Raw genomic sequence first — 18,491 nt, forward strand, 5'->3', positions numbered from 1 at the left:
ACTCTCCCTGGCGCTGGCCCGCCGCGCGCACCCGCACTGTGTCGACTGATCACCAGCATGGCGCCACTGACCGATCTCGGCATGCCAGACCTCGAAGGCGCCGCCCGGGGGAACACCGCTTGGGCGGCGGTGCTAGTTCGTGGGCTGCCCCCGGATCGCCCAGTCCGCCGGCCGACGCAGACCACCCTGCCGCCGTATGAGGGCGTCGGGATGAGTACGCACGCGCCGACGTCGCACAGGCCGGCGGAGTAGCGGCGGACGGCGACGATGCTGTCAACGACGCGGCATCCGGAGCGGGTCTCGGTGGATGACATACTCACGCGGTTCGACGCGCTGATGACCACGAAACCGCCGGCTGCCTCCGCCGGCAAGGCTCGCAAGCGGGTGTTGGCCGATGTGGGCACGGTGTCCCTCCTCGGTCCGGTTGCCGGGCCGCCCTCATCCGCTGGTCATTTCACAAACACGCAAGGATGCATCGCTCGCACCGCATTCGCCGCCTTGTCCCTCTGTGCTGCCAGGGGACGGAGCGGTGCACTGGTTGTACCCGGCTCCCGGGCCCCTACAACTGCCCGCGCACACAGCTGGGTTGGTGTTGACCGCACCCCCTCGAGTCCGCGATGAGAGGAAAGTGTCCGATGACTGCTCCCCCGCGTGAAGGCCCTGGCGTCACGGACCTCGCCGGTCCGGACGGTCCCGAGGTGGTGCGGCCCGTACTCGCCCGGGAACTCCCCGAGCCGGCCGCGCGAATCGGGGGGTTCCTCACCGTCCTGGACACCACCGGCGCCCGCGCCACCGCCGAAGACATGCTCACCACCCGGCACGCACATGCCCTCACCGCCCTCGACAGCGTCCCGTATCCGGTGTCGGCCGCCGGCGCCCTGTGGCACATCGCCACCCGAGCCGTGGGGCGCACCTCATGAACCCCCGCAAGCGGGTACTGCTCGCCGCCCCCCGCGGGAGCTGCGCCGGGGTCGACCGCGCCATCGCCACCGTCGAGAAAGCCCTGGAACTGCACGGGGCCCCGGTCTACGTACGCCACGAGATCGTCCACAACACCCACGTGATCGACACCCTCAAAGCCAAGGGTGCCGTGTTCGTCGAGGAGACCGACGAAGTGCCCGAGGGCAGCGTGGTCATCTTCTCCGCGCACGGCGTCGCCCCCACCGTCCACGCGGAAGCCGCTCGCCGCCACCTCGCCGCCATCGACGCCACCTGCCCCCTGGTCACCAAGGTCCACAAGGAGGCCGCCCGCTACGCCCGTGACGGATACGACATCCTTCTGATCGGCCACGAAGGTCACGAAGAAGTCATCGGCACCCTGGGCGAGGCCCCCGACCGCATCACGCTCGTCGACGGCCCGGGCGACATCGACCGTATCGAGGTCCGCGACCCGTCCAGGGTCGCCTGGCTCTCCCAGACCACGCTCTCGGTCGACGAGACCATGGAGACCGTCGCCACGTTGCGGGAGAAAATCCCCCAGCTCGTCGGCCCGCCGGGCGACGACATCTGCTACGCGACACAGAACCGCCAGATCGCGGTCAAGCAGATCGGCGCCCAGTCCGACCTGGTGATTGTCGTCGGCTCCCGCAACTCCTCGAATTCCCGGCGCCTGGTCGAGGTGGCCCTCGGCGCCGGCGCGGGCGTCTCGTACCTGGTGGACTGCGCGGCGGAGATCGACGAGGCATGGCTGGAGGGTGTCTCCACAGTCGGCCTCACCTCGGGTGCGTCGGTGCCGGAGATCCTGGTCGACGGCGTGCTGGAGTGGCTGGCCCAGCGCGGGTACGGCGACGTGGAGACCATCACGGCCGCCACCGAGAATCAGCGTTTCGCCCTGCCCAGGGAGCTTCACCAGGACCTGGAGCCCGAGGCGGATCACACCTTTCGCATTCCGTGACCATGTCACACCGGCGCGCCCGCCGCCTGCCAGAGATTCCCTTCCGAATCCCACCACCGACCTGTCAAGGAGATTGCGTTGTCCCTTCTCTGTGATGCCCACGCCATGGTCCGCGCCTACAGCACCACCTGGTACGAGCCGGTTGTCTCCATGCCTCCTGGCCTGAACGAGGCCACCACCTGCGCGTATCTGTGTATGCGCGGCATCGACGAGATCGAGGACCACCCAGACCTCGACGGAACCACCAAGGCGCGGCTGCTGGAAGGCGTCGCCCAGATCTGGCAGACCCGCTATACCCAGGCCGACTTCAGCTCCGTCTTCCGTGAGCACGCGGCCGTTCTGCCGGAGGTCAGCCTGCGTCTGGGCGAGTGGTCCGTGCTCGCGGCGCCCGAAATCGGCCCCAGAGTGCTGGAGACCTTCGCGGCGATGGCCGAGCGCATGGCCGACTGGGCCCGCGCCGACTTCGCCATCCACACCGAGAACGATCTGAGCCGCTACACCTATGCCGTGTCCGGCACCCTGGTGCTGATGCTGTCCGATCTGTGGGCCTGGCACGACAACACCCGCACCAACCGCACCCACGGTATCGCCTACGGCCGGGCCCTGCAGTCCGCCAACATCCTCATCGACCAGGCCACTGACGCCTCCCGCGGCATCGACTTCTGGCCCGACGGCTGGCAGGCCGACGACATGCTGAACTACGTCCGCACCGAGCTCACCCCGGCAGCCGCCTACGTGGACGCACTGCCACCCGGCCCCGCCCGCACCTTCTGCGCCGAGCCCTTCACCCGCTACCGGTACGCCCTGGCCCAGAACTGAAAGGCCCCCGTGCCCGACCACCCGCCGGCCCATGCGCAGCGAGATGTCGCGCCAGGCGTGGTGTGGCAGGGGTCGTCGTCGGGCCGCGGGGGGAACCCGCGGTCGTCCAGGGGCAGCGGTCACTCCCAGCCAGAGTCCCGACGGCGGCACGCTGGACGTGGTGTGGACTCCTGGCCCGGGATATCCAGGAGATGTCCCGCTACGCACGTACCGAACTCGCTCTGGCCGACCCCTGCGTACACGATTTGCAGCCCGGCCCGCGCACTCTGTGAGCCCTTACCGCCACGGGCACAGCAGGCGCTGGCGCAAACGCCCTGGATCTCCCCCCGGAGCAAGGCGTGAGCGCGGCCTGACGGCTCCCTGCTGGACTGTCAGGCGACTGTCCTGTGGTATCGACGCAAAAGCCATCCGAAGGAGCCCTCCAGCCATGCCATATCTGGATCTGTCCGAACTGGACGTTCCTCAGCTCATCCTGCCGTTCCCGGCCAGGGAGTACCCACAGGCTCAGGAGATCTGCGACAAGACCGATCAGTGGATGCGCGATATCGGTCTCGTGCCCACTCCCGAACGGGAGCGACACCTCATCGAGACCCAAATCAGCCGCTGGTTCCCCGCCGTGGTGCCCTACGGCGACTATTCAACGGTGCTGCTCGGCTCACGTTTCCTGGCGTTGGCCACGATCTCTGAGGACTGGATCGCCGAACAGCACGGCATTTCTCAGGGCAACCTGGCTGCGGCGATGGCCGAGTACATGGCGTGCGAGCGCATCGGCCGGACGTTGCAGCGCGACTCCTCCTCCGAGGCAATTCTGCCAACCATTGTTCACGACCTCAACCAACAATTGCGCGACATCGCCACTCCCGACCAGGTTCTGCGCATCCAGTACCACTTCATGCAGTTCTTCCTGGCATCCAGCACAGAGGCCGCCCATACGAACCAGGGCCTGACCCCGGAGATCGCCGCCTACAAGCGGATCAGAGAACTGACCGCCTGCATGGCGCCCTTCTTTACGCTCTCCGAAATCGCTCGCGGCCTGCACACACCTCTCGAAACCCTGATGCGGCCCGAGACCATGCAACTGACGGCCCTGGCCGGCATCCTGTCAGGAATCAGTAACGACGTCATCGGACTACGACGCGACCTCAGCCGTGACGACACCATGATCTACCCCAGCATCCTGGCCCACCACCAGCACTGCACCTTCCAGGAAGCCGTCTACCAAATGGTGGACGAGTTCCACCGGGACGTCGAAGAGTTCGTGCGCCGTGCCGAGGCGCTCTGCGTCGCGGATCCCCGCCATGGACCTGGCTGGGTCGAAGTCCTCCAGGACGCCGTCGCGGGCAACGTGGCCTGGGAGTACTACAGCATGCGCTACACCATGGAAGGCTGGCATCGCTGACCACACGCCCAGAAGTCGGCCACCGCTTGCCTCATCAGGCCGCACACAGCCCGCAGGACACCCGCTCACGACCGTCGGACCCGATGGCCACTGGTCACCCGTGGACCAGGTCACCGACCGCACGCAAGACCCCCGCAGGTCACCGACCTGGCCCACTGCTCGGACGCCTCGCCCGCCAAGCCTTCCTCGCCCAATCTGAAGGGCCGCTGCCAGAAACGGACCTGACGCCCTCTGAGCAGGCACAGCAGAGGCGGTCTCGACGCGGTCGCCGCCGCCCTGGCCGCCCGCACCGCTCGGCCCGCGCCGGCGATACGGCGACCTGTCCTGGATGAACTACCCGTACCACTACGAGGGGCTGAACGGCGCCACTGGCGAGGCCGCCCCCTGGGCCCCCCGATGCCGCTGGCCCACAGGGATTCCTGTACCTCGGCTGCTCACACGCGTGTGCCCACGGTGCGCGGCTCGACCAGCAGCCGCAGTCCGGCGGGGCGCAGCGTCGCGCGGGCCTGCGGGGTGACCTTGCTGCCCGGTGCCGCGTGTATCCGGTGGTGCTGGAGGATGACAGTGAGGGTGGCTGCGGCCTCGGCCAGCCCGAACACGTCGCCGATGCACTTGTGTGGACCGGTACCGAAGGCCAGGAAGCCGGCCTTCTGGGCAGGCGTGATGCGGCCCGGCTGCCACCGGTCGGGGTCGAAGCGGTCGGCGCCGGGGAAGACCGCGGGGTCGTGGTGGAGCGCGGGGACGCTGAAGGCGATGCCCGCGTTGGGGGGCAGGGTGTGGCCGCCGAGTTCGGTGGGGCGTCGGGTGGTGCGGCTCAGCATCCATACCGGTGGGTGAAGGCGCAGTGCCTCCATGAGCACCTGCGTCACTTGCGGCAGCCGGGGCAGGTCCTGGTACGCGGGCGTGGAGCCGTCGAGGACGGTGTCGATCTCGTTCTGGACGCTTCGGTAGAGGTCCGGTCGTGTGGTCAGTTCGTGCAGTGTCCAGGCCAGGAGGGACGCGGTGGTCTCGATCCCGGCGATCATGAAGCTCAGGATGTGTCCCCGTATCTGTTCGTCGGCGGCCCTGGCGTCGAGGCCGTTGTGGGCTGCGAGCAGTACGGTGAGCAGGTCATCGTGGTGCCCGGGGTCGTCGCGCCGGTGGCGGAGCATCGTGTCGATCGCCGTGTGAGTGCGGTGTGTGGCGCGGTTGAAGCGGAGGTTACGGGGCAGCGGTAGCCGTGCGGCTGCCGGGACGGAGGCTTTGAGCGCGAGTCCGGACAGGACGAGGGGGAGGTCGTCCTTGAAACGGGCCAGGACCCGGGGGGACACGGGGTCGGTGAACAGGGACAGGGTGAAGCCGCCGGTGGTGAGACGGGTCATCTCCGGGGACACGTCCAGGACCTTTCCGGCTTCCCAGCCCGCGATGCGCTTCTCGGCGTGCGCGGTGATGCGGCGCACGTAGTCGGGCATCCGGTCGCGACGGAACACGGGCTGGATCAGGCGGCGGTGGGTGTGGTGGAGGTCGCCGGGCGCCACGGCCAGGTTCGCTCCCAGATGTTCCCGGGCGGTGTCCATGACCAGGCCGCCCGTGTCGTAGTCCGCTCTGTCGGTCACCAGGACCTGGTGGACGAGTTCGGCGGAGGTCACGACGTAGACCGTGCGGTGGGTCAGGCGGATGCGCACCAGCGGGCCATGGGGGCGGAGCTGTTCGAAGAACCCCAGCGGATCCCTGGCCAGCCGGCCCAGGTGCCCGATCCCGGGCAGTGCGCCGGGAGCCAGGGGAACTGTCTCAAGGTGTGTGCTCACGATTGCCCTTTCCTCTCCTTGCTGTCGGTACGGTGCGGGCCGCGAAGCGTGTGCTGCTCGGGCGCGGCGATCAGACGCGGCGGGCGGTGATGAGCACGTAGCCCACTTCAGGGAAGGTGGCGAACGCGCCGATGGCGTCCATGCCCTGGTCGATCAGGTCGGTGAGTTCGGCCGGCACGCTGTCGCGCAGGGCGTGCATCGTGGCGGTCAGATGGGTGTACGTGCGGCGGACCTGCTCCCCGATGTCCTCGAACGCCTCCAACTGCCAGTGAGCGGATGCGAGGTGAGTGCGGTACTCGTCAGGCGACGCGAAATTGGCGACCTGGAAGATTCCGGCGGCGGTGTCCACCGCGACTTGGGCCGCGCCGGTGACCGGGCGGCGCAGAAGGAAATCGGTCACCACCAGGTGTCCGCCCGGACGGACGGTGCGGGCGGCTTCGGTGAGCGCGATGGTCCGGTCGGGTACGTGCATGAGGGACTCGATCGCGTAAGCCGCGTCGAAGGTCGTATCGCCGAAGGGGAGCTTCATGACGTCGGCGAAGCGGTAGTCGACGTGCGTGCCGCTCCCGGCCGGCCGCGCCGTCTGTTGGGCGCGTTCCAGTTGGTGGGCGCTGATGGTGATGCCGGTGACGCGTGCCTGGGTCCGGGTCGCGATGCGGGTCGCGGGGCGCCCGGTTCCGCAGCCGATGTCCAGGAGGTGCTGGCCGGGCTGGGCGGCGAGCCGGTCGACGACCATGTCGGTCATCCGGTCGGTGGCCTGTTCCACGGTGGAGGGGTCGTCGGCGCCGTCCCAGTAGCCGACGTGGATGTTGCCGCCCATCGCCTGGGCGAACACGTCGCTGAACTGGTCGTACATCGTGCCGACGCCGGTAGGCGCGGAGCGGTGGGTCATCGCGGTGTCTGCTTCCTGTTGTCGTAGGCGGTCACGGCTGTGGGAGGTGGGGTGCGCTGGGTGCTGCTCGGCGCCGATCTCCGTGCGTCAGCCTTATCGGTCAGCGGGTGCATGGACACGGAGGAGTAGTACATGGCGGGGGAGTCCAAGGGGGTGGTGTGATCCATGGGGGTACTCCTTCCGTGAGACGGTGCGTTTCTCCCCGCCGGCCGGGCGGTGACGGGGCCGGGCGACTCGGGTGGGGAGGGCCGCCGTGGGCGGCAGGGTCGGGGCCGGCGGGTTGGGTGGTGCGCTCAGGGGTTCCCCAGATGTCCGGCAGATCATCGACGGGCTGGAAGGTCGCCCCCGGGAGCGTCCATCGCGCCGGGCCCTGCCGCCCGGCCCCGGCCGGCGGTCCGGTGCGCCGAACGAGCCCGGTAGCCCCCGGCCGTCGTCGGACAGCCGGCGAGCGTCACACCGGGGCGGGACTTGAAGGAGGCCGGTGTGCTGCCCGGACCCACTCGGCCGAGTGGCCGGCCGGCCCGTGTGCGGCCACGTCGTCGGCCGTTGTCCGGGCAGGAACCAGTGGATGACCTCCGCGTTGGACGGCGTGATCCGCATGTCCTGGAGGATCAGGCCATGCTCTTCGAGGACCCGGGCGAGGCAGGCGGGGCTCTTGCGGGTGCCCCGGGCCAGGCGGTCCACGGTGTCGGGGACGGCGGTTTCGTACCGGATCAGGTCGCGCTTGTAGAGGGTGTCGGGGATGACCAGGGGGCCGCCTTCCCGGATCTGGGGGACGGTTTTGACGGACGTCTCGAGGACGTCGTTGAGGAAGCGTGTGTACATCCCGCGCACGACCACCGGGCCGTAGGGAATCTCCGGTTCGGGCAGCAGGTCGACGTCCTGCCCGTCGCACAGGAACAGCCGGATGCGGGCGGCCGCGCGGTGTCCGGTGAGCTGCTCGGCGCAGTACTCCAGCTGCCGCACACTGATGCTGACGACGTCCACGTGCCGGGCCTCGGGGAAACGCTCGACGAAGTAGCGGGAGAGAGGAATCCCCAGCCCCGGCCCAGGTCCAGGATGTGGTCGACCCGTGGCCGGCCGGGTCCGGTCAGGCCCGCGATCCGAAGCTGACGGTCGAAGTGGCGTATCTCGGAGGGGCCCACCGATCCCCGGGGAGGGCCGGCGAGTTCCCCGGCGTCGAGCAGGCCGAACTGGAACAGCAGGTGCTCCGTGCCGAGCGCGTTGTGCCACATCCACGGAGGATCGTCGTAGGTCCGGACGGCCTTGCCGCGGTAAGGACCGGACCGCGGGCTGTCGATCACCTGGATGGCCGATGAGGTCGTTAACTCATGCGTCATGACGCGTCCTCGGGTCGAGACTGCACTGTGCGGGAGCCGCTCGGGCGACGCTCGGGGCAGGAGCGAAGGAGCCCTCAGCGGTGTCGTCGAAAGGCAGCGGCCCAGACGGCGAGCACCCACCGGTGACCCTTGGGCCGAAGGGTCAATACCAGCGCCCCGGACAGCGGCCACGCCGGCGCTTCCGGCAACACGCCGGTCGAGGGAGGTTGGGTTCCCGGGGCTCTCCGGTGTCCAAGGCAATGGGCTTGGCCGGCAGGGTTCTGGGCACGCACAGGGCGCCTCCCGCAGAGTTGTTTACGGCTCTTCCATCCTGATGGCTCGTCCCGCCACGGGACTCGGTCACATCCCGGAAAATGTGTGCACGCGTTGCATGTTTGTGCATTTGTGAGTACCGCGAAGGCGGTGTGATCTTCGCCCAGCTCATGCACACCGGACGGAGCGGCCACCCCGGCCTGCTGTCCGACGGCGTGATTCCCGTCGGACTCTCGCCCGTCGCCGCCGGCCAGGTCTTCACTCGGGAAGGAATGCAGGACTTCGTCGCCCCCGAGGTGCTGACCGAGAGGGGCACCCTCGAAACGATCAACGTCGGTCCGCCACCGGGGTACTGCCGGGAACGGCGGGGCCCGGCAGTTCGGTCCCGGCGTGATGATCCTCTCTCATCGGGGGCGCGCCGGCGGACGGGGATGCGGGGAGGGGGAGTGGTGGGGGTGAGATATGGCCTGCCCGGTGTTCGTGTCCCGGGCAGGCCACTGCGGGGTTCGGGGCTGTCAGGCGGCGCGGCTGATCCGGTTGACGGGATACGTCAGTGATCCCAGTCCGCCGAGGGCGACATTTCCTCGGAAGCCGGCTCCCACGCATACCCAGCCTTCGTAGGTGCTGACCGTCCTGAGGTCGAGGTTCCACACGGCCCTGCCCTCGATCCCGATGGGCGAGCAGGAGTCCGCGTAGTCCAGCTTCACCTTCGTTCCGGAGAAGTTCTCGTTCTCCCAGAAACAGATCTTGTCGATCGCGCAGGCGATGGGCCGGAACGACTTCGGCCCGCCGTCCTCGACGGACGTCCCGAAGAGTGGCAGCGATCCGGCGCTCTTCCCCGAGCAGTCGTCGCTGTTGAAGCGGACCACCCGCAGATCCCCGCGGTTGGTGACCATCCTGGCTCGCTGGACCGTTCCGTCCGCCAGGGTCATGCTGGTCGGGATGCAGTCACCCTCCACCTGGCCGGTGAGCCGCTGGACCTGTCCGCCCTCGGACGTCTCGTAGAGACAGAACTCTCCCTTCCCGCACTCCTCCGGAGCCGCCGCGGCTGTCGCGGACGGGCCTGCCGCAAGCGCTGTTCCCACCACCGTCACCAGCCCGAGCACCATCATTCCGAACCTGCGTGCCCTACCCGCCATAACCCACTCCCTTACCAACCCACGCCCTGCGGGACACAGAACAATCCCGCCCGCCCGGCGTATGCCATCCGATGAAGCTCCGCTGCCTCTGGCCGGATCATCACAGGACCGATCCCCGTACAGGAAAGAGAGCGGGCGCCTTTCACCGAATCGAGGTACCGGCGAACAGACACGCCGGCCCGCGGTACCCCGGACACGAACAGCCTCCGCGGAACCCATCGCCTCAGGGAATCGAGAACCCGCGGAACGCACCAGTCGGGTCTGCACCGTCAGGAGCGGTGAACATCATCAGGCACACCGGAACGCATGCTCTGCGTCGGATTCCGGTACGCCGGACAACTTCCGCCCGCGACCGGCACGGCCACCGGAGAATCGATCGCACCAGCCCTTTGACCTGCGACTTCAATGGGACAGAGCCTCATGGACGAACATCTGATTCCAGGGGAGGATGCGTCGGAACATTTCGCATGCGATCAAAGGGCCCACTCCGGGATTTCGGGCATGGAAATCCGCCTGCACCGGTGCGAGTTCCGCCCGCGATTCCGCCGAGTGCCGCGACCGGGCGGCGGCCCGGCTCCGCGAAACCCCGGCCGGCCGTCGAAGCACCCTCGCCGCGTCCGCGTGCGCGGCTCCGGGCTGGTCAAGCGCAGGCTGGGAGCCTTTCCCGGGGAGACAAGGAGCGGCAGCGATGGCGCAGCAGCATGGTCGACAACCACCCGCGGAGTCGGGGGCGACTCTCCCGCCCCCGCGATCCCCGGGGCGGGCCGGCGGCACCGGCCTGCGTCAAGCGGCAGGCCGCGGTTCACGTGCCCGCTGCTCGTGCCGGTGAACCGGCACGAACAGCGGAGACGAAGACGGGGCTGCCTCACGCGACGGCGGTGCCCTCGAGCTCGACCAGCTGGCCGGGGACGGCCAGACGCGTCACACCGAGCATGGTGGTGGTCGGCGAGACCCGGGCGGCACCCAGCCGACCCGCCAGCACACCGTAGTGCTGGAAGAGCGTGTCGGCGTCGGTCGTGTAGACGTTGAGCCGGACGAGGTTCGCGAGGGTCATGCCGGCCTCGGTGAGCACCGCCTCGATGTTGTCGATGCTCAGCGCGAGCTGCGCCGCCATGTCACCGTCGTGCTGGGGTTCGCCTTCCTCGCTCATCGCGGTCTGCCCCGAGATGTACAGGGTCCGAGCGTGCCCGGAGACGACCTCACCCTGGTTGAAGCCCAACTCGGCCGACCACGTGACCGGGTTGACGGCGTTACGTTCCATTACCGACTCGCTCCATTCGGTTTGCTGACACTGCGGACGTTCAGCGACTCGGCAGCTGCCGGACTTTGACGTCGTGCAACAGAGCCTTCCAGTAATACGTGACATCTTCAGTCATGTATTTGGTTAGAGTTTCCGGATGCGCGCAGACCGATTGGTTGCCTTGGTGCTCCTGCTCCGTCAGCGCGGTCGGATGACCGCGGAGTCACTGGCCCGTGAGCTGGAGGTTTCCACCCGTACGGTGCTGCGGGACGTAGAGGCGCTGTCCGCGGCCGGCGTCCCGGTCTATGCCGAGCGCGGCCGGCGCGGCGGTTTCTCGCTTCTGCCCGACTTCCAGATGGCTCTCACCGGACTGAATCACGATGAGGCGCTCGCCTTGCTCGTGGCCGGATCGCGGCGCGGCGCCCAGCTGTTCGGCCTCGGTTCGGCGCTTGCCTCAGCCATGCTCAAGGTGGTCGACTCCTTGCCCGAGAGCCTTCGGTACACCGCGGCCGGTGCGGCGCAGCGCTTACTCATCGACCCGGAAACCGACCTCCTCTCGCGCCGTGTGGCCGACGAGGAAGTGCCCGACGCCATCGGGGCCGAGATCCGGCGCGCGGTGTTCGCCGGCCACAAGTTGCGCATCCACTACGCGGCGGTGGACCAAGCCCCGAAGTGGCGCACGGTGGACCCCATCGGCCTGGCCGCCGTCCGCGGACAGGGCTACCTCCTGGCCAAGAGAGCAGGCGAGGACCGCACCTACCGGCTGTCCCGGGTGCTGGTCGCCGTGGAACTCGACGAACCCGCGCAACGACCGGAATCCGTCGACCTGGACCGGGCCTGGCAGGAACGTAACGCGAGCTTTCGGACCGGCGGTGACCAGGTCACCGTGCTGGTACGGGTGGACCCGGCGCGGCGGGAGCCTCTGGCGGGCACTGTCCTGGCCGTCTGCTCCGAGGAAGCCGACGCGGACGGCTGGCTGCGGCTGAACGTCATCTTCCAGGATTCGCGACACGCCGAATGGGCCCTGTGGCAGCTCGCCACCCACGCGGAGGTTCTGGCCCCGCAGTGGCTGCGCGCGTCCCTGCGCCACCGCGCCGCCGAGATCGCTGCCCGCTACGGTCCGTCATCCTGAGCAGGACTCCGCTTGTTCTCTATCACCAAGATCTTCCGGGCCCCACACCGGGGCCTGCCCCCACACCGGGGCCTGCCCCCACACCGGAGTCGGCCCCCGTCCCGGAGTCGGCCCCCGTCCCGGAGTCGGCCCCCGTCCCGGCGCCGGCCTCCGGCGACGGCCCGATCGGCTCCGGCGCCAATGCCCGCCGCGGCCCCGGACGGAAGGTGGTCCCGCCGCCTGTGGTGACCACCCGTGGGCTGTCGTTGCGGCAACACCGGGCGGTGCGTTGAGGAGCTGTGCCGGGGAGGCGCTGGGCGTTGGTGGCGGTCGGAGGGTGGGAACCCCGACGCGCATTCGTGTGCGCCGTCGTCAACTCGTCCGCAGGGCAGGGGGACGTTCGGCCTCGATCGGGTGAGGACGAAACGTTCCGCTGGGTCAAGGAGGCCCCGGCGTTGTCTGGGTGTTGCCAGCATCGGGTTCGCGGTCGCGGCAGCCTTCCGTGACCCGACCACCATCCCGATGTCTCCGAGGAACGGAACCACTTGTGGCACTGACGACCGCCAATATCGCGAGTGAACTCGAAGTGGCGAACCAGGCGGGTGACCCGGAGGCCGATCATCTGGTGTCCGATCTGATCGACAACCGGGAGATCGACGGGGTCAACGCCCTGTTCAGGACGATCGGCACGCTGAGGCCCGGCCAGGATCTGTCCGGCCTGCCACCGCGGCTGGCCACGTTCCTCAAGGGGGCCACCGTCGACCCGCCGGGCTGGAGCGGGGCCGACGTCCGGGCCGCCGAGAGCTTCTTCGACCACCATCACGGCGTGGCGTCGATGCTCCAGGGCACTGTCGGCCTGATCGGCACCTACCTGGCGCCGACGGGGGCGTACACCCTGCGCACCACGGGCCGCCTGGGCGGGGTCAAGGGACCGGGCCGACGCCTGTCGCAGTCCTCTCGGCTGTTCATCGGCATGGGCGACCGGGGCGCGCTGAGCGACGGCACGCTCGCCGCCACCGTGACCAAGGTGCGCCTGGTGCACGCCTCGGTCCGCCAGCTCCACAAGAAGAGCGGCGCGTGGGACTACGCGAAGTGGGGCGAGCCGGTCTCCCAGAAGTACACCTGCGGCGCCACCTATGTCTTCAGCGTGCAGATCCTCGAAGCGATGCGGAACCTCGGGCTCACCGTCTCCAGGAACGACGCGCAGGGGTTCATGGGCGCCTGGCACTACATCAACCACTACCTCGGCACGCCGGAGCGGTGGCTGGCACCCAAGGACGTCGGCCAGGCGACGGCCCTCTGGCTCACCGCACGGGACGACGAGTGGAAGCCGACGGAAGACGGCCGGTTCATGACCGCGCAGGCGCTGAAGTTCTACAAGGAGGAGTACCTGCCGGAGCCTGCGTATTCCCCGTTCGCCGCGATGATCCGCACGGCACTGTCCGACAAGTACGCCGACATGGCGGGCATTCCGCGTAACGCGGTCCTGGACACCGGCGCGAAACTCGCCTCCGCCGGCCACGGCATGATGAGCGGGATCGGCGGCGGGCTGCTGGGCGGCACCGCGGGCAAGGCCACGGGGGTCAACCCGTACGACGAGATCATCGGGGTCGCGTCGAAGCAGTTCAACAGGGTCGAGAATTACGCGCTGAGCCGCCAGGGCGACGACCAGCCCCAGATGCACGAGGAAATCGGCGACGACCGCTGACCGCCACCCCACCGCGCGGATCGCCGCTCCGCTGTTCCGGCGCAGTCTCCCGTCGGTGTGCGCCCGTATGTGGACTGGGCCGGGCCTTCGGCGGTCTGTGGCGAGAAGCACGCGGGCGGCCTTCCGGGAAATCCCGGCTCGCCGTCACGAGGATCGGCGTCCCGGCGAGACGTTGTGATCAAGCTCCTCCACAGCCTGGCGCCCGCCGTCGCCGGGCCGCTGCCCGCCGACCCCTGGCGACGAAGTGGCTGTCTGGGGGTCTTGTCGTATCGGGTGGCGATCCCGCGGCCTTGAGTTTGTTGGTCAGCGGTCCCACGGTTTCTCCCTCCTCGCGGAGGCCGGCCTCGTGGCTGCCGGACCGTTGGAGACCGCGACTGATCTCTTCCCCTGACCCGACCCCGACCTTTTCCGCGCTGCGCCCCGATCGCCCCTGAGTTCTCCCCGACCTGACCCGGAAAATCCCTGACAGGGGCACCATATGGGCGGCAGCGCACCTACCGTGACGACCCTGTTCCGGCCGGGGCCCGCACGTCTGACGCAACCGCTCTTTCACGAGGAGGCTCCATGCCGTTAAGGGGCAGATCCGCACTGCGGCGCATCGCCGTGCGGGGGACGGCCATGGCGGTGGGATTCGCCATGGCCGTCATCACGGGCATCGCCGCCGCTCCCGCAGTCCACGCGTCGCCGTCCGCCACCGGGGCCCTGCGGTGGGTACCGTGTGACGACCCGGCAAAGCCGGGAGCGGAGTGTGCCACTCTCTCGGTGCCGGTCGACTGGGCCCATCCGCACGGGCCGAGACTCGACCTGGCCGTGGCCCGCCGCAAGGCCACCGACCCCGGCGCACGCGTCGGCTCGATGGTGTTCGGTCCCGGCGGGCCGGGCGACTCGGGTGTGGAGATGGTGGTGCGCCGTATCAGCCGGTTCAGCCCCGAGGTCCGCCGCGGCTTCGACATCGTCAGTTTCGACCCGCGCGGCGTGGGCGGCAGCAACCCGGTGACCTGCTCCGGCGGCATGCTTGCCGAGCGGCCGTCACCGGAGCTGAAGAGCCAGGCGGACTTCGACGCCACCCTGGCGTACAACAGGCGGCTCCGTGCCGACTGCCGGGCACGTACCGGCCCGGTGTTCGACCACCTTGACACCGCCCAGACGGTCCGGGACCTCGACGCCCTCCGGGCCGCACTCGGCGAGCGGAAGCTGACCTTCCATGGCAGCTCGTACGGCACGCTGCTCGGGGCGCAGTACGCCGAGACCTACCCGCGCCGCGTGCGCGCGCTGGTGCTGGAGAGCGTCATGGACCACAGCGTCGCGACCACCCGTGACTTCCTGCAGTCCGAGGCGGCCGGCGCGGAGGATTCATTCCGGGAGTTCGTGAAGTGGTGCGACCGTGCCGCAGACTGTGCGCTCGACGTCCGCGACGTCTGGCGGGGCCTGTTGGCCCGGGCCGGGCGCGGCGAGCTGGAGGACCCGGCGAAGCCGGGCACCTCGCTGTCTTCCTCGGACCTGGTCAACAAGATCGCGTTCCGGAAGTTCTACCAGGCCGACTACGCGGGCCTGGCCACGGCGATCGCGGGGATGGACGCGAGCAAGCCGCTGCCCGCGTCGCCCGCCTCGATGGCGCCGCTGCCTTCGGCCACCCCGGTCTTCTGCTCGGACTGGCACCTGCCGGTGCGCGACTACCAGGAGTACACCTCGCTCGTCGCCATGATGAACACGACCGCGCCCGACCTGCCCTACCTGCTGCCGATCCACATGGTAGCGGCGTGTCTGGGCGCGCCGACCGCCAACCCGCAGCACCGCCTGGACGTACATGGTGCCCCGCCGATCCTGGTCTCCAACGCGCTGCACGACCCCGCCACCGGCTACCCGTGGGCGGTCTCGGTGGCCCGGCAGCTCGGCCGCAGCGGCGTACTGCTCACCTACGAGGGCCACGGTCACGGCAGCGTCACCAGCGGCCCGTGCATGGAGGAGGCCGTGGACAGCTACCTCACCGACCTGGCAGTCCCACCCCGGGGCACCAGCTGCCCCGCCGTGCCGTCCTGACAGCCTGCCGATCCGGAGCCGCCCGGGGCGGACCCGGCAGGATGACGATCGTGACGCGCGGGCCTGCTGGAGGCGACCGCCGCGCTGCTTATCGGGCTCTGTGCGGGAGAGGGAGCAGACGTCCAGGCACATTGCTTTCCAGCGGCCCGGGCTGCCCCTGGGGTCCGCGCCTGGACCGGCTGGAACACGCCGGTGCGGTCCAGGTGCAAGCGTGGCATCCGTGGACGCCGCGGTTCCCGTACCGCGAAAGGGGTCGTGCGGCTGCGGGGCCGGCCGGACGGGGGTGGATCGGGAAGTCCCGCTGGAGACCGTCACCGAGGACGGGCAGAGCACCGACCGGTTCGTTCTGCGGTTCGGTGCGGGCGAGGGGGTGCTGGAGCCCGCCAGTCGCGAAGGCTGGTGAGGGTGACGCGGGGACACGGGGACAGTCCGCCGTCCGGTACGCGGGCGGATGCCGCGGCACGTCCGCGGCTTGGGCGGCTCATGGTGGTGCGTCCGAGCGCGTTCCGGTCTCAGCTTTTCGGGTAAAAGTACGCTGCCCTGATGACGCTCTACTTCGACGCGGCGGCGGCGCTGTTCCAGGTGTACCCGAGCGGCAACGGTCGCTGGGAGGACCGCCTGTGGCTCAATGTCCCGGGTCCGGTGTACGGCGCCGAGACGGACAACTGCGCGACAGGTCGGCTCGAAGCCCCGCGGCACATCCACTGCGGCGGTCAGTACTTCACTGAGTACGTGTACCGCCAGCCGCGCACACCGGACGAGGTGAGGGACGTACTCGGTGCCATCGAGGCGGAACCCATGGACGGCTATGCCTGGGACGGGGACCAGCGGTGGACACCGGAGTTGGTCCGGGAGTGGTGGCGGGACCGGGAGCGGATCCTGGAGTACCTGAGAGACCAGGCGCACGAGTGGGAGCGGTACGACCGGTGGCTCCCGAACCAACGAGCAAGGGAGGGTGCCCTGGATTTCGCGGCCTGTATCGCCGGCGGCACCGACTCCGGATGCCTGGAGACGGACCTGCGGATCTATCTCTACTGGCTGCAGGACCGCCGCTCTCCCACCCCGGCCGACCGACTGCCCGAGCTCTAGCCGGCGCGACGGCCAGATCCTCACGGTGGCACAGAAGCTCACCGACGCCTACTGGACGGGAACAGCGCGCGGAGTACCGGACCTGCGGGCGTGCCTCGGCGGGTCCCCGGACGGGGCGGCGATGTGGCGCGGCCGCAGCTTCGGCGACGACCGGGTGCACCTGAACGACATCCACGGACCGGCGCACCGACACCACCCGCCGTTTCCGGACGGCCTGTTCCCTTCCCGCGCCGCGCTACGACCGCCGGCGACCGGCCCCCTGTCCGGTCGTCATGTCTCACTCCTCGTCGGGCGGCTCCTCGGCCGGGCCACCTCGTGCGGTGAGATCAGGGCTTGTTCCACATCGCCCACGACGGTGACCCGGCCGCCATCGCCGGGGTCGGGATCGGGCATGATCGATTCCGGGTCGACGAGATAGATCTCGTGACCGTCCAGCGTGAGCCGGCGCACGACCTCCAGCAGCATGCGCCGTGCCACGTCGTCGATCGAATGGACCATGGTGAGGTCCAGCACCACCCGGGCTTCCGCGGGGGCGGTGTTCACGGCTTCCCGGACAACTCGCTCGGCTCCGGCGAACCCGATCCCGCCCTGCAGCTGGAGGACCCGGACCGCGGCCGGTCCGTCGCCGACGACGTGGTTCGACCGCACGATGGCACGCGCGGCGGCCGGGACCTCCATCACATGCAGACCCATGTCGGAGGAGAACCGCTCGAACAGCGACACTCCGCGAACGCTGTTCCCGTGGGCGTCCAGCCGTGGTGAGAACGTGGCGATGCCGATCTGGCCGGGGAGCGCCCCGATCAGACCCCCGGCCACACCGCTCTTCGCCGGAATGCCGACCTGGGTCGCCCAGTCACCGGCCGCGTCGTACATTCCGCAGGTGGACATGACGCTCAGCACCTGACGCACGACCGGTTCGCGGATCACTCGCTCACCGGAGAGAGGATTGACGCCGCGATTGGCCAGCGTCGCGGCCATCATGCCCAGATCCCGCACGGTGACGAGCACAGAGCACTGGCGGATGTAGCCCTCGACGACGGCCCTGGGGTCCTCGGTGAGGATGCCGTAGCCGCGCAGCATGTACGCGATGGCGAGGTTGCGGTGCGCGTGCTCCATCTCCGACACGCACACCGCCTCATCAGTCCTCAGCTCACGACCGGCGAACGCCGAAAGGCCCCGGACCACGCGCTCCACACGCTCCGCCGGGTTCATGCCCTCCGAACCGGCCAGCGAGTGGGCGGTGATCGCACCGGCGTTGATCATGGGATTGAAAGGGCGCCCGGTATCACTTTCGAGGGAGATCTGGTTGAACGCCTCTCCCGACGGCTCGACACCGACTTTGGCGAGCACGGGGCCGAAGCCGCGATCCGCCAGTGCCAGCGCGTACGCGAACGGCTTGGAGATCGACTGGATCGTGAACTCGGTATCGATGTCGCCGGCACCGTAGACCTCGCCGTCCACGGTGGCGAAGACCGCGCCGAGGCGCTCGGGGTCCGCTGTCGCGAGTTCGGGGATGTAGTCCGCCGGCTGTCCGGAGGTGTCCGCCTCGACATCTCCGATGGCCTCGGCCAGATAATCGGGAATGACCGACCGCATGCGTCGTCCTCCATACCTTTCGGGCGCTGAGTGTGCTGTGGCGCCGGCGCTGAGGCCGCCGTGGCGCGAGTGCCGTCCCGACACTCGCCGGCAGTCTCTCCGCGTCACCACGCCGATGCGTGAACCGTAGCCGCAGCCTCCTGCTCGGCCCTCCTCGGGTCAGCCGTGTGGCGTAGCGGCTTCGG

General features: G+C 69.3%; 15 protein-coding genes and 1 pseudogene. 10 read left to right on the forward strand and 6 right to left on the reverse strand.

Annotated features, from left to right (window positions below):
* Positions 1 to 635: 635 nt before the first annotated feature.
* From ABT122_RS06075 to ABT122_RS06090, 4 genes are all read left to right on the forward strand, one after another.
* Positions 636 to 920, forward strand: a complete 285-nt coding sequence (locus ABT122_RS06075; protein ID WP_351546060.1) for a hypothetical protein — start codon at positions 636 to 638, stop codon at positions 918 to 920.
* Positions 917 to 1,894 carry a 4-hydroxy-3-methylbut-2-enyl diphosphate reductase gene (locus tag ABT122_RS06080; RefSeq protein ID WP_351546063.1) on the forward strand — a complete coding sequence of 326 codons (978 nt, stop codon included), beginning with the start codon at positions 917 to 919 and terminating at the stop codon, positions 1,892 to 1,894. Before ABT122_RS06075 ends, ABT122_RS06080 begins: the two co-directional genes overlap by 4 nt.
* A gap of 78 nt (positions 1,895 to 1,972) precedes the next feature.
* On the forward strand, positions 1,973 to 2,713 hold the full coding sequence (locus ABT122_RS06085; protein WP_351546066.1) for a squalene/phytoene synthase family protein: 741 nt from the start codon (positions 1,973 to 1,975) through the stop codon (positions 2,711 to 2,713).
* A gap of 427 nt (positions 2,714 to 3,140) precedes the next feature.
* Positions 3,141 to 4,112 carry a terpene synthase family protein gene (locus ABT122_RS06090; RefSeq protein ID WP_351546069.1) on the forward strand — a complete coding sequence of 324 codons (972 nt, stop codon included), beginning with the start codon at positions 3,141 to 3,143 and terminating at the stop codon, positions 4,110 to 4,112.
* 434 nt (positions 4,113 to 4,546) lie between these two features.
* Here ABT122_RS06090 and ABT122_RS06095 read toward each other — a convergent pair whose 3' ends face one another.
* The 3 genes from ABT122_RS06095 to ABT122_RS06105 form a co-directional block, all read right to left on the reverse strand.
* A complete protein-coding gene (locus tag ABT122_RS06095) occupies positions 4,547 to 5,899 on the reverse strand; it encodes a cytochrome P450 (RefSeq protein WP_351546072.1) in 1,353 nt (450 codons plus the stop codon).
* 70 nt (positions 5,900 to 5,969) lie between these two features.
* On the reverse strand, positions 5,970 to 6,791 hold the full coding sequence (locus tag ABT122_RS06100) for an SAM-dependent methyltransferase (protein WP_351546075.1): 822 nt from the start codon (positions 6,789 to 6,791) through the stop codon (positions 5,970 to 5,972).
* The gene (locus ABT122_RS06105) at positions 6,788 to 6,958 is read right to left on the reverse strand and encodes a hypothetical protein (protein ID WP_351546078.1); all 171 of its coding nucleotides are present in this window, start codon (positions 6,956 to 6,958) and stop codon (positions 6,788 to 6,790) included. The genes ABT122_RS06100 and ABT122_RS06105 overlap by 4 nt, the downstream gene beginning before the upstream one ends.
* 451 nt (positions 6,959 to 7,409) lie before the next feature.
* Between ABT122_RS06105 and ABT122_RS06110 the strand changes: the two genes are divergently transcribed.
* Positions 7,410 to 7,904, forward strand: coding sequence for a hypothetical protein (locus ABT122_RS06110; protein WP_351546081.1), 495 nt, complete (start codon positions 7,410 to 7,412; stop codon positions 7,902 to 7,904).
* 994 nt (positions 7,905 to 8,898) lie between these two features.
* On the opposite strand, the gene ABT122_RS06120 is transcribed toward ABT122_RS06110, so the two are convergent.
* A complete protein-coding gene (locus ABT122_RS06120) occupies positions 8,899 to 9,522 on the reverse strand; it encodes a peptidase inhibitor family I36 protein (protein ID WP_351546084.1) in 624 nt (207 codons plus the stop codon).
* A gap of 865 nt (positions 9,523 to 10,387) precedes the next feature.
* On the reverse strand, positions 10,388 to 10,783 hold the full coding sequence (locus ABT122_RS06125; RefSeq protein ID WP_351546087.1) for a RidA family protein: 396 nt from the start codon (positions 10,781 to 10,783) through the stop codon (positions 10,388 to 10,390).
* Between the two features lie 136 nt (positions 10,784 to 10,919).
* On the opposite strand from ABT122_RS06125, the gene ABT122_RS06130 reads away from it, so the two are divergent.
* The 5 genes and pseudogenes from ABT122_RS06130 (at position 10,920) to ABT122_RS06150 (ending at position 16,710) form a co-directional block, all read left to right on the forward strand.
* Entirely contained in the window at positions 10,920 to 11,894 is a 975-nt protein-coding gene (locus ABT122_RS06130; protein WP_351546090.1) for a helix-turn-helix transcriptional regulator, read from the forward strand.
* 526 nt (positions 11,895 to 12,420) lie between these two features.
* Entirely contained in the window at positions 12,421 to 13,581 is a 1,161-nt protein-coding gene (locus ABT122_RS06135; RefSeq protein ID WP_351546093.1) for an oxygenase MpaB family protein, read from the forward strand.
* A gap of 564 nt (positions 13,582 to 14,145) precedes the next feature.
* Positions 14,146 to 15,621: an alpha/beta hydrolase gene (locus ABT122_RS06140; RefSeq protein ID WP_351546096.1), complete on the forward strand. Its 1,476-nt coding sequence runs from the start codon at positions 14,146 to 14,148 to the stop codon at positions 15,619 to 15,621.
* Positions 15,622 to 15,675: 54 nt separating this feature from the next.
* A pseudogene (locus tag ABT122_RS06145) lies at positions 15,676 to 15,777 on the forward strand (NADP oxidoreductase); the annotation flags it as partial.
* Between the two features lie 387 nt (positions 15,778 to 16,164).
* On the forward strand, positions 16,165 to 16,710 hold the full coding sequence (locus tag ABT122_RS06150; protein WP_351546099.1) for a ferredoxin family protein: 546 nt from the start codon (positions 16,165 to 16,167) through the stop codon (positions 16,708 to 16,710).
* Positions 16,711 to 16,980: 270 nt separating this feature from the next.
* On the opposite strand, the gene ABT122_RS06155 is transcribed toward ABT122_RS06150, so the two are convergent.
* Positions 16,981 to 18,306, reverse strand: coding sequence for a glutaminase (locus ABT122_RS06155; protein WP_351546102.1), 1,326 nt, complete (start codon positions 18,304 to 18,306; stop codon positions 16,981 to 16,983).
* Between the last annotated feature and the right edge of the window lie 185 nt (positions 18,307 to 18,491).

It is taken from the genome of Streptomyces sp. NPDC001985 (genome assembly GCF_040296845.1).
In the GTDB taxonomy this organism is placed as follows: domain Bacteria; phylum Actinomycetota; class Actinomycetes; order Streptomycetales; family Streptomycetaceae; genus Streptomyces.

Bases quoted from the DNA above. Each gene is read 5' to 3' on its own strand.
- ABT122_RS06110 (WP_351546081.1), top strand. From the start codon at position 7,410: ATGCTCTTCGAGGACCCGGGCGAGGCAGGCGGGGCTCTTGCGGGTGCC.
- ABT122_RS06090 (WP_351546069.1), top strand. From the start codon at position 3,141: ATGCCATATCTGGATCTGTCCGAACTGGACGTTCCTCAGCTCATCCTG.
- ABT122_RS06125 (WP_351546087.1), bottom strand. From the start codon at position 10,783: ATGGAACGTAACGCCGTCAACCCGGTCACGTGGTCGGCCGAGTTGGGC.
- ABT122_RS06120 (WP_351546084.1), bottom strand. From the start codon at position 9,522: ATGGCGGGTAGGGCACGCAGGTTCGGAATGATGGTGCTCGGGCTGGTG.
- ABT122_RS06140 (WP_351546096.1), top strand. From the start codon at position 14,146: ATGCCGTTAAGGGGCAGATCCGCACTGCGGCGCATCGCCGTGCGGGGG.
- ABT122_RS06105 (WP_351546078.1), bottom strand. From the start codon at position 6,958: ATGGATCACACCACCCCCTTGGACTCCCCCGCCATGTACTACTCCTCC.
- ABT122_RS06080 (WP_351546063.1), top strand. From the start codon at position 917: ATGAACCCCCGCAAGCGGGTACTGCTCGCCGCCCCCCGCGGGAGCTGC.
- ABT122_RS06150 (WP_351546099.1), top strand. From the start codon at position 16,165: ATGACGCTCTACTTCGACGCGGCGGCGGCGCTGTTCCAGGTGTACCCG.
- ABT122_RS06155 (WP_351546102.1), bottom strand. From the start codon at position 18,306: ATGCGGTCGGTCATTCCCGATTATCTGGCCGAGGCCATCGGAGATGTC.
- ABT122_RS06130 (WP_351546090.1), top strand. From the start codon at position 10,920: ATGCGCGCAGACCGATTGGTTGCCTTGGTGCTCCTGCTCCGTCAGCGC.
- ABT122_RS06100 (WP_351546075.1), bottom strand. From the start codon at position 6,791: ATGACCCACCGCTCCGCGCCTACCGGCGTCGGCACGATGTACGACCAG.
- ABT122_RS06075 (WP_351546060.1), top strand. From the start codon at position 636: ATGACTGCTCCCCCGCGTGAAGGCCCTGGCGTCACGGACCTCGCCGGT.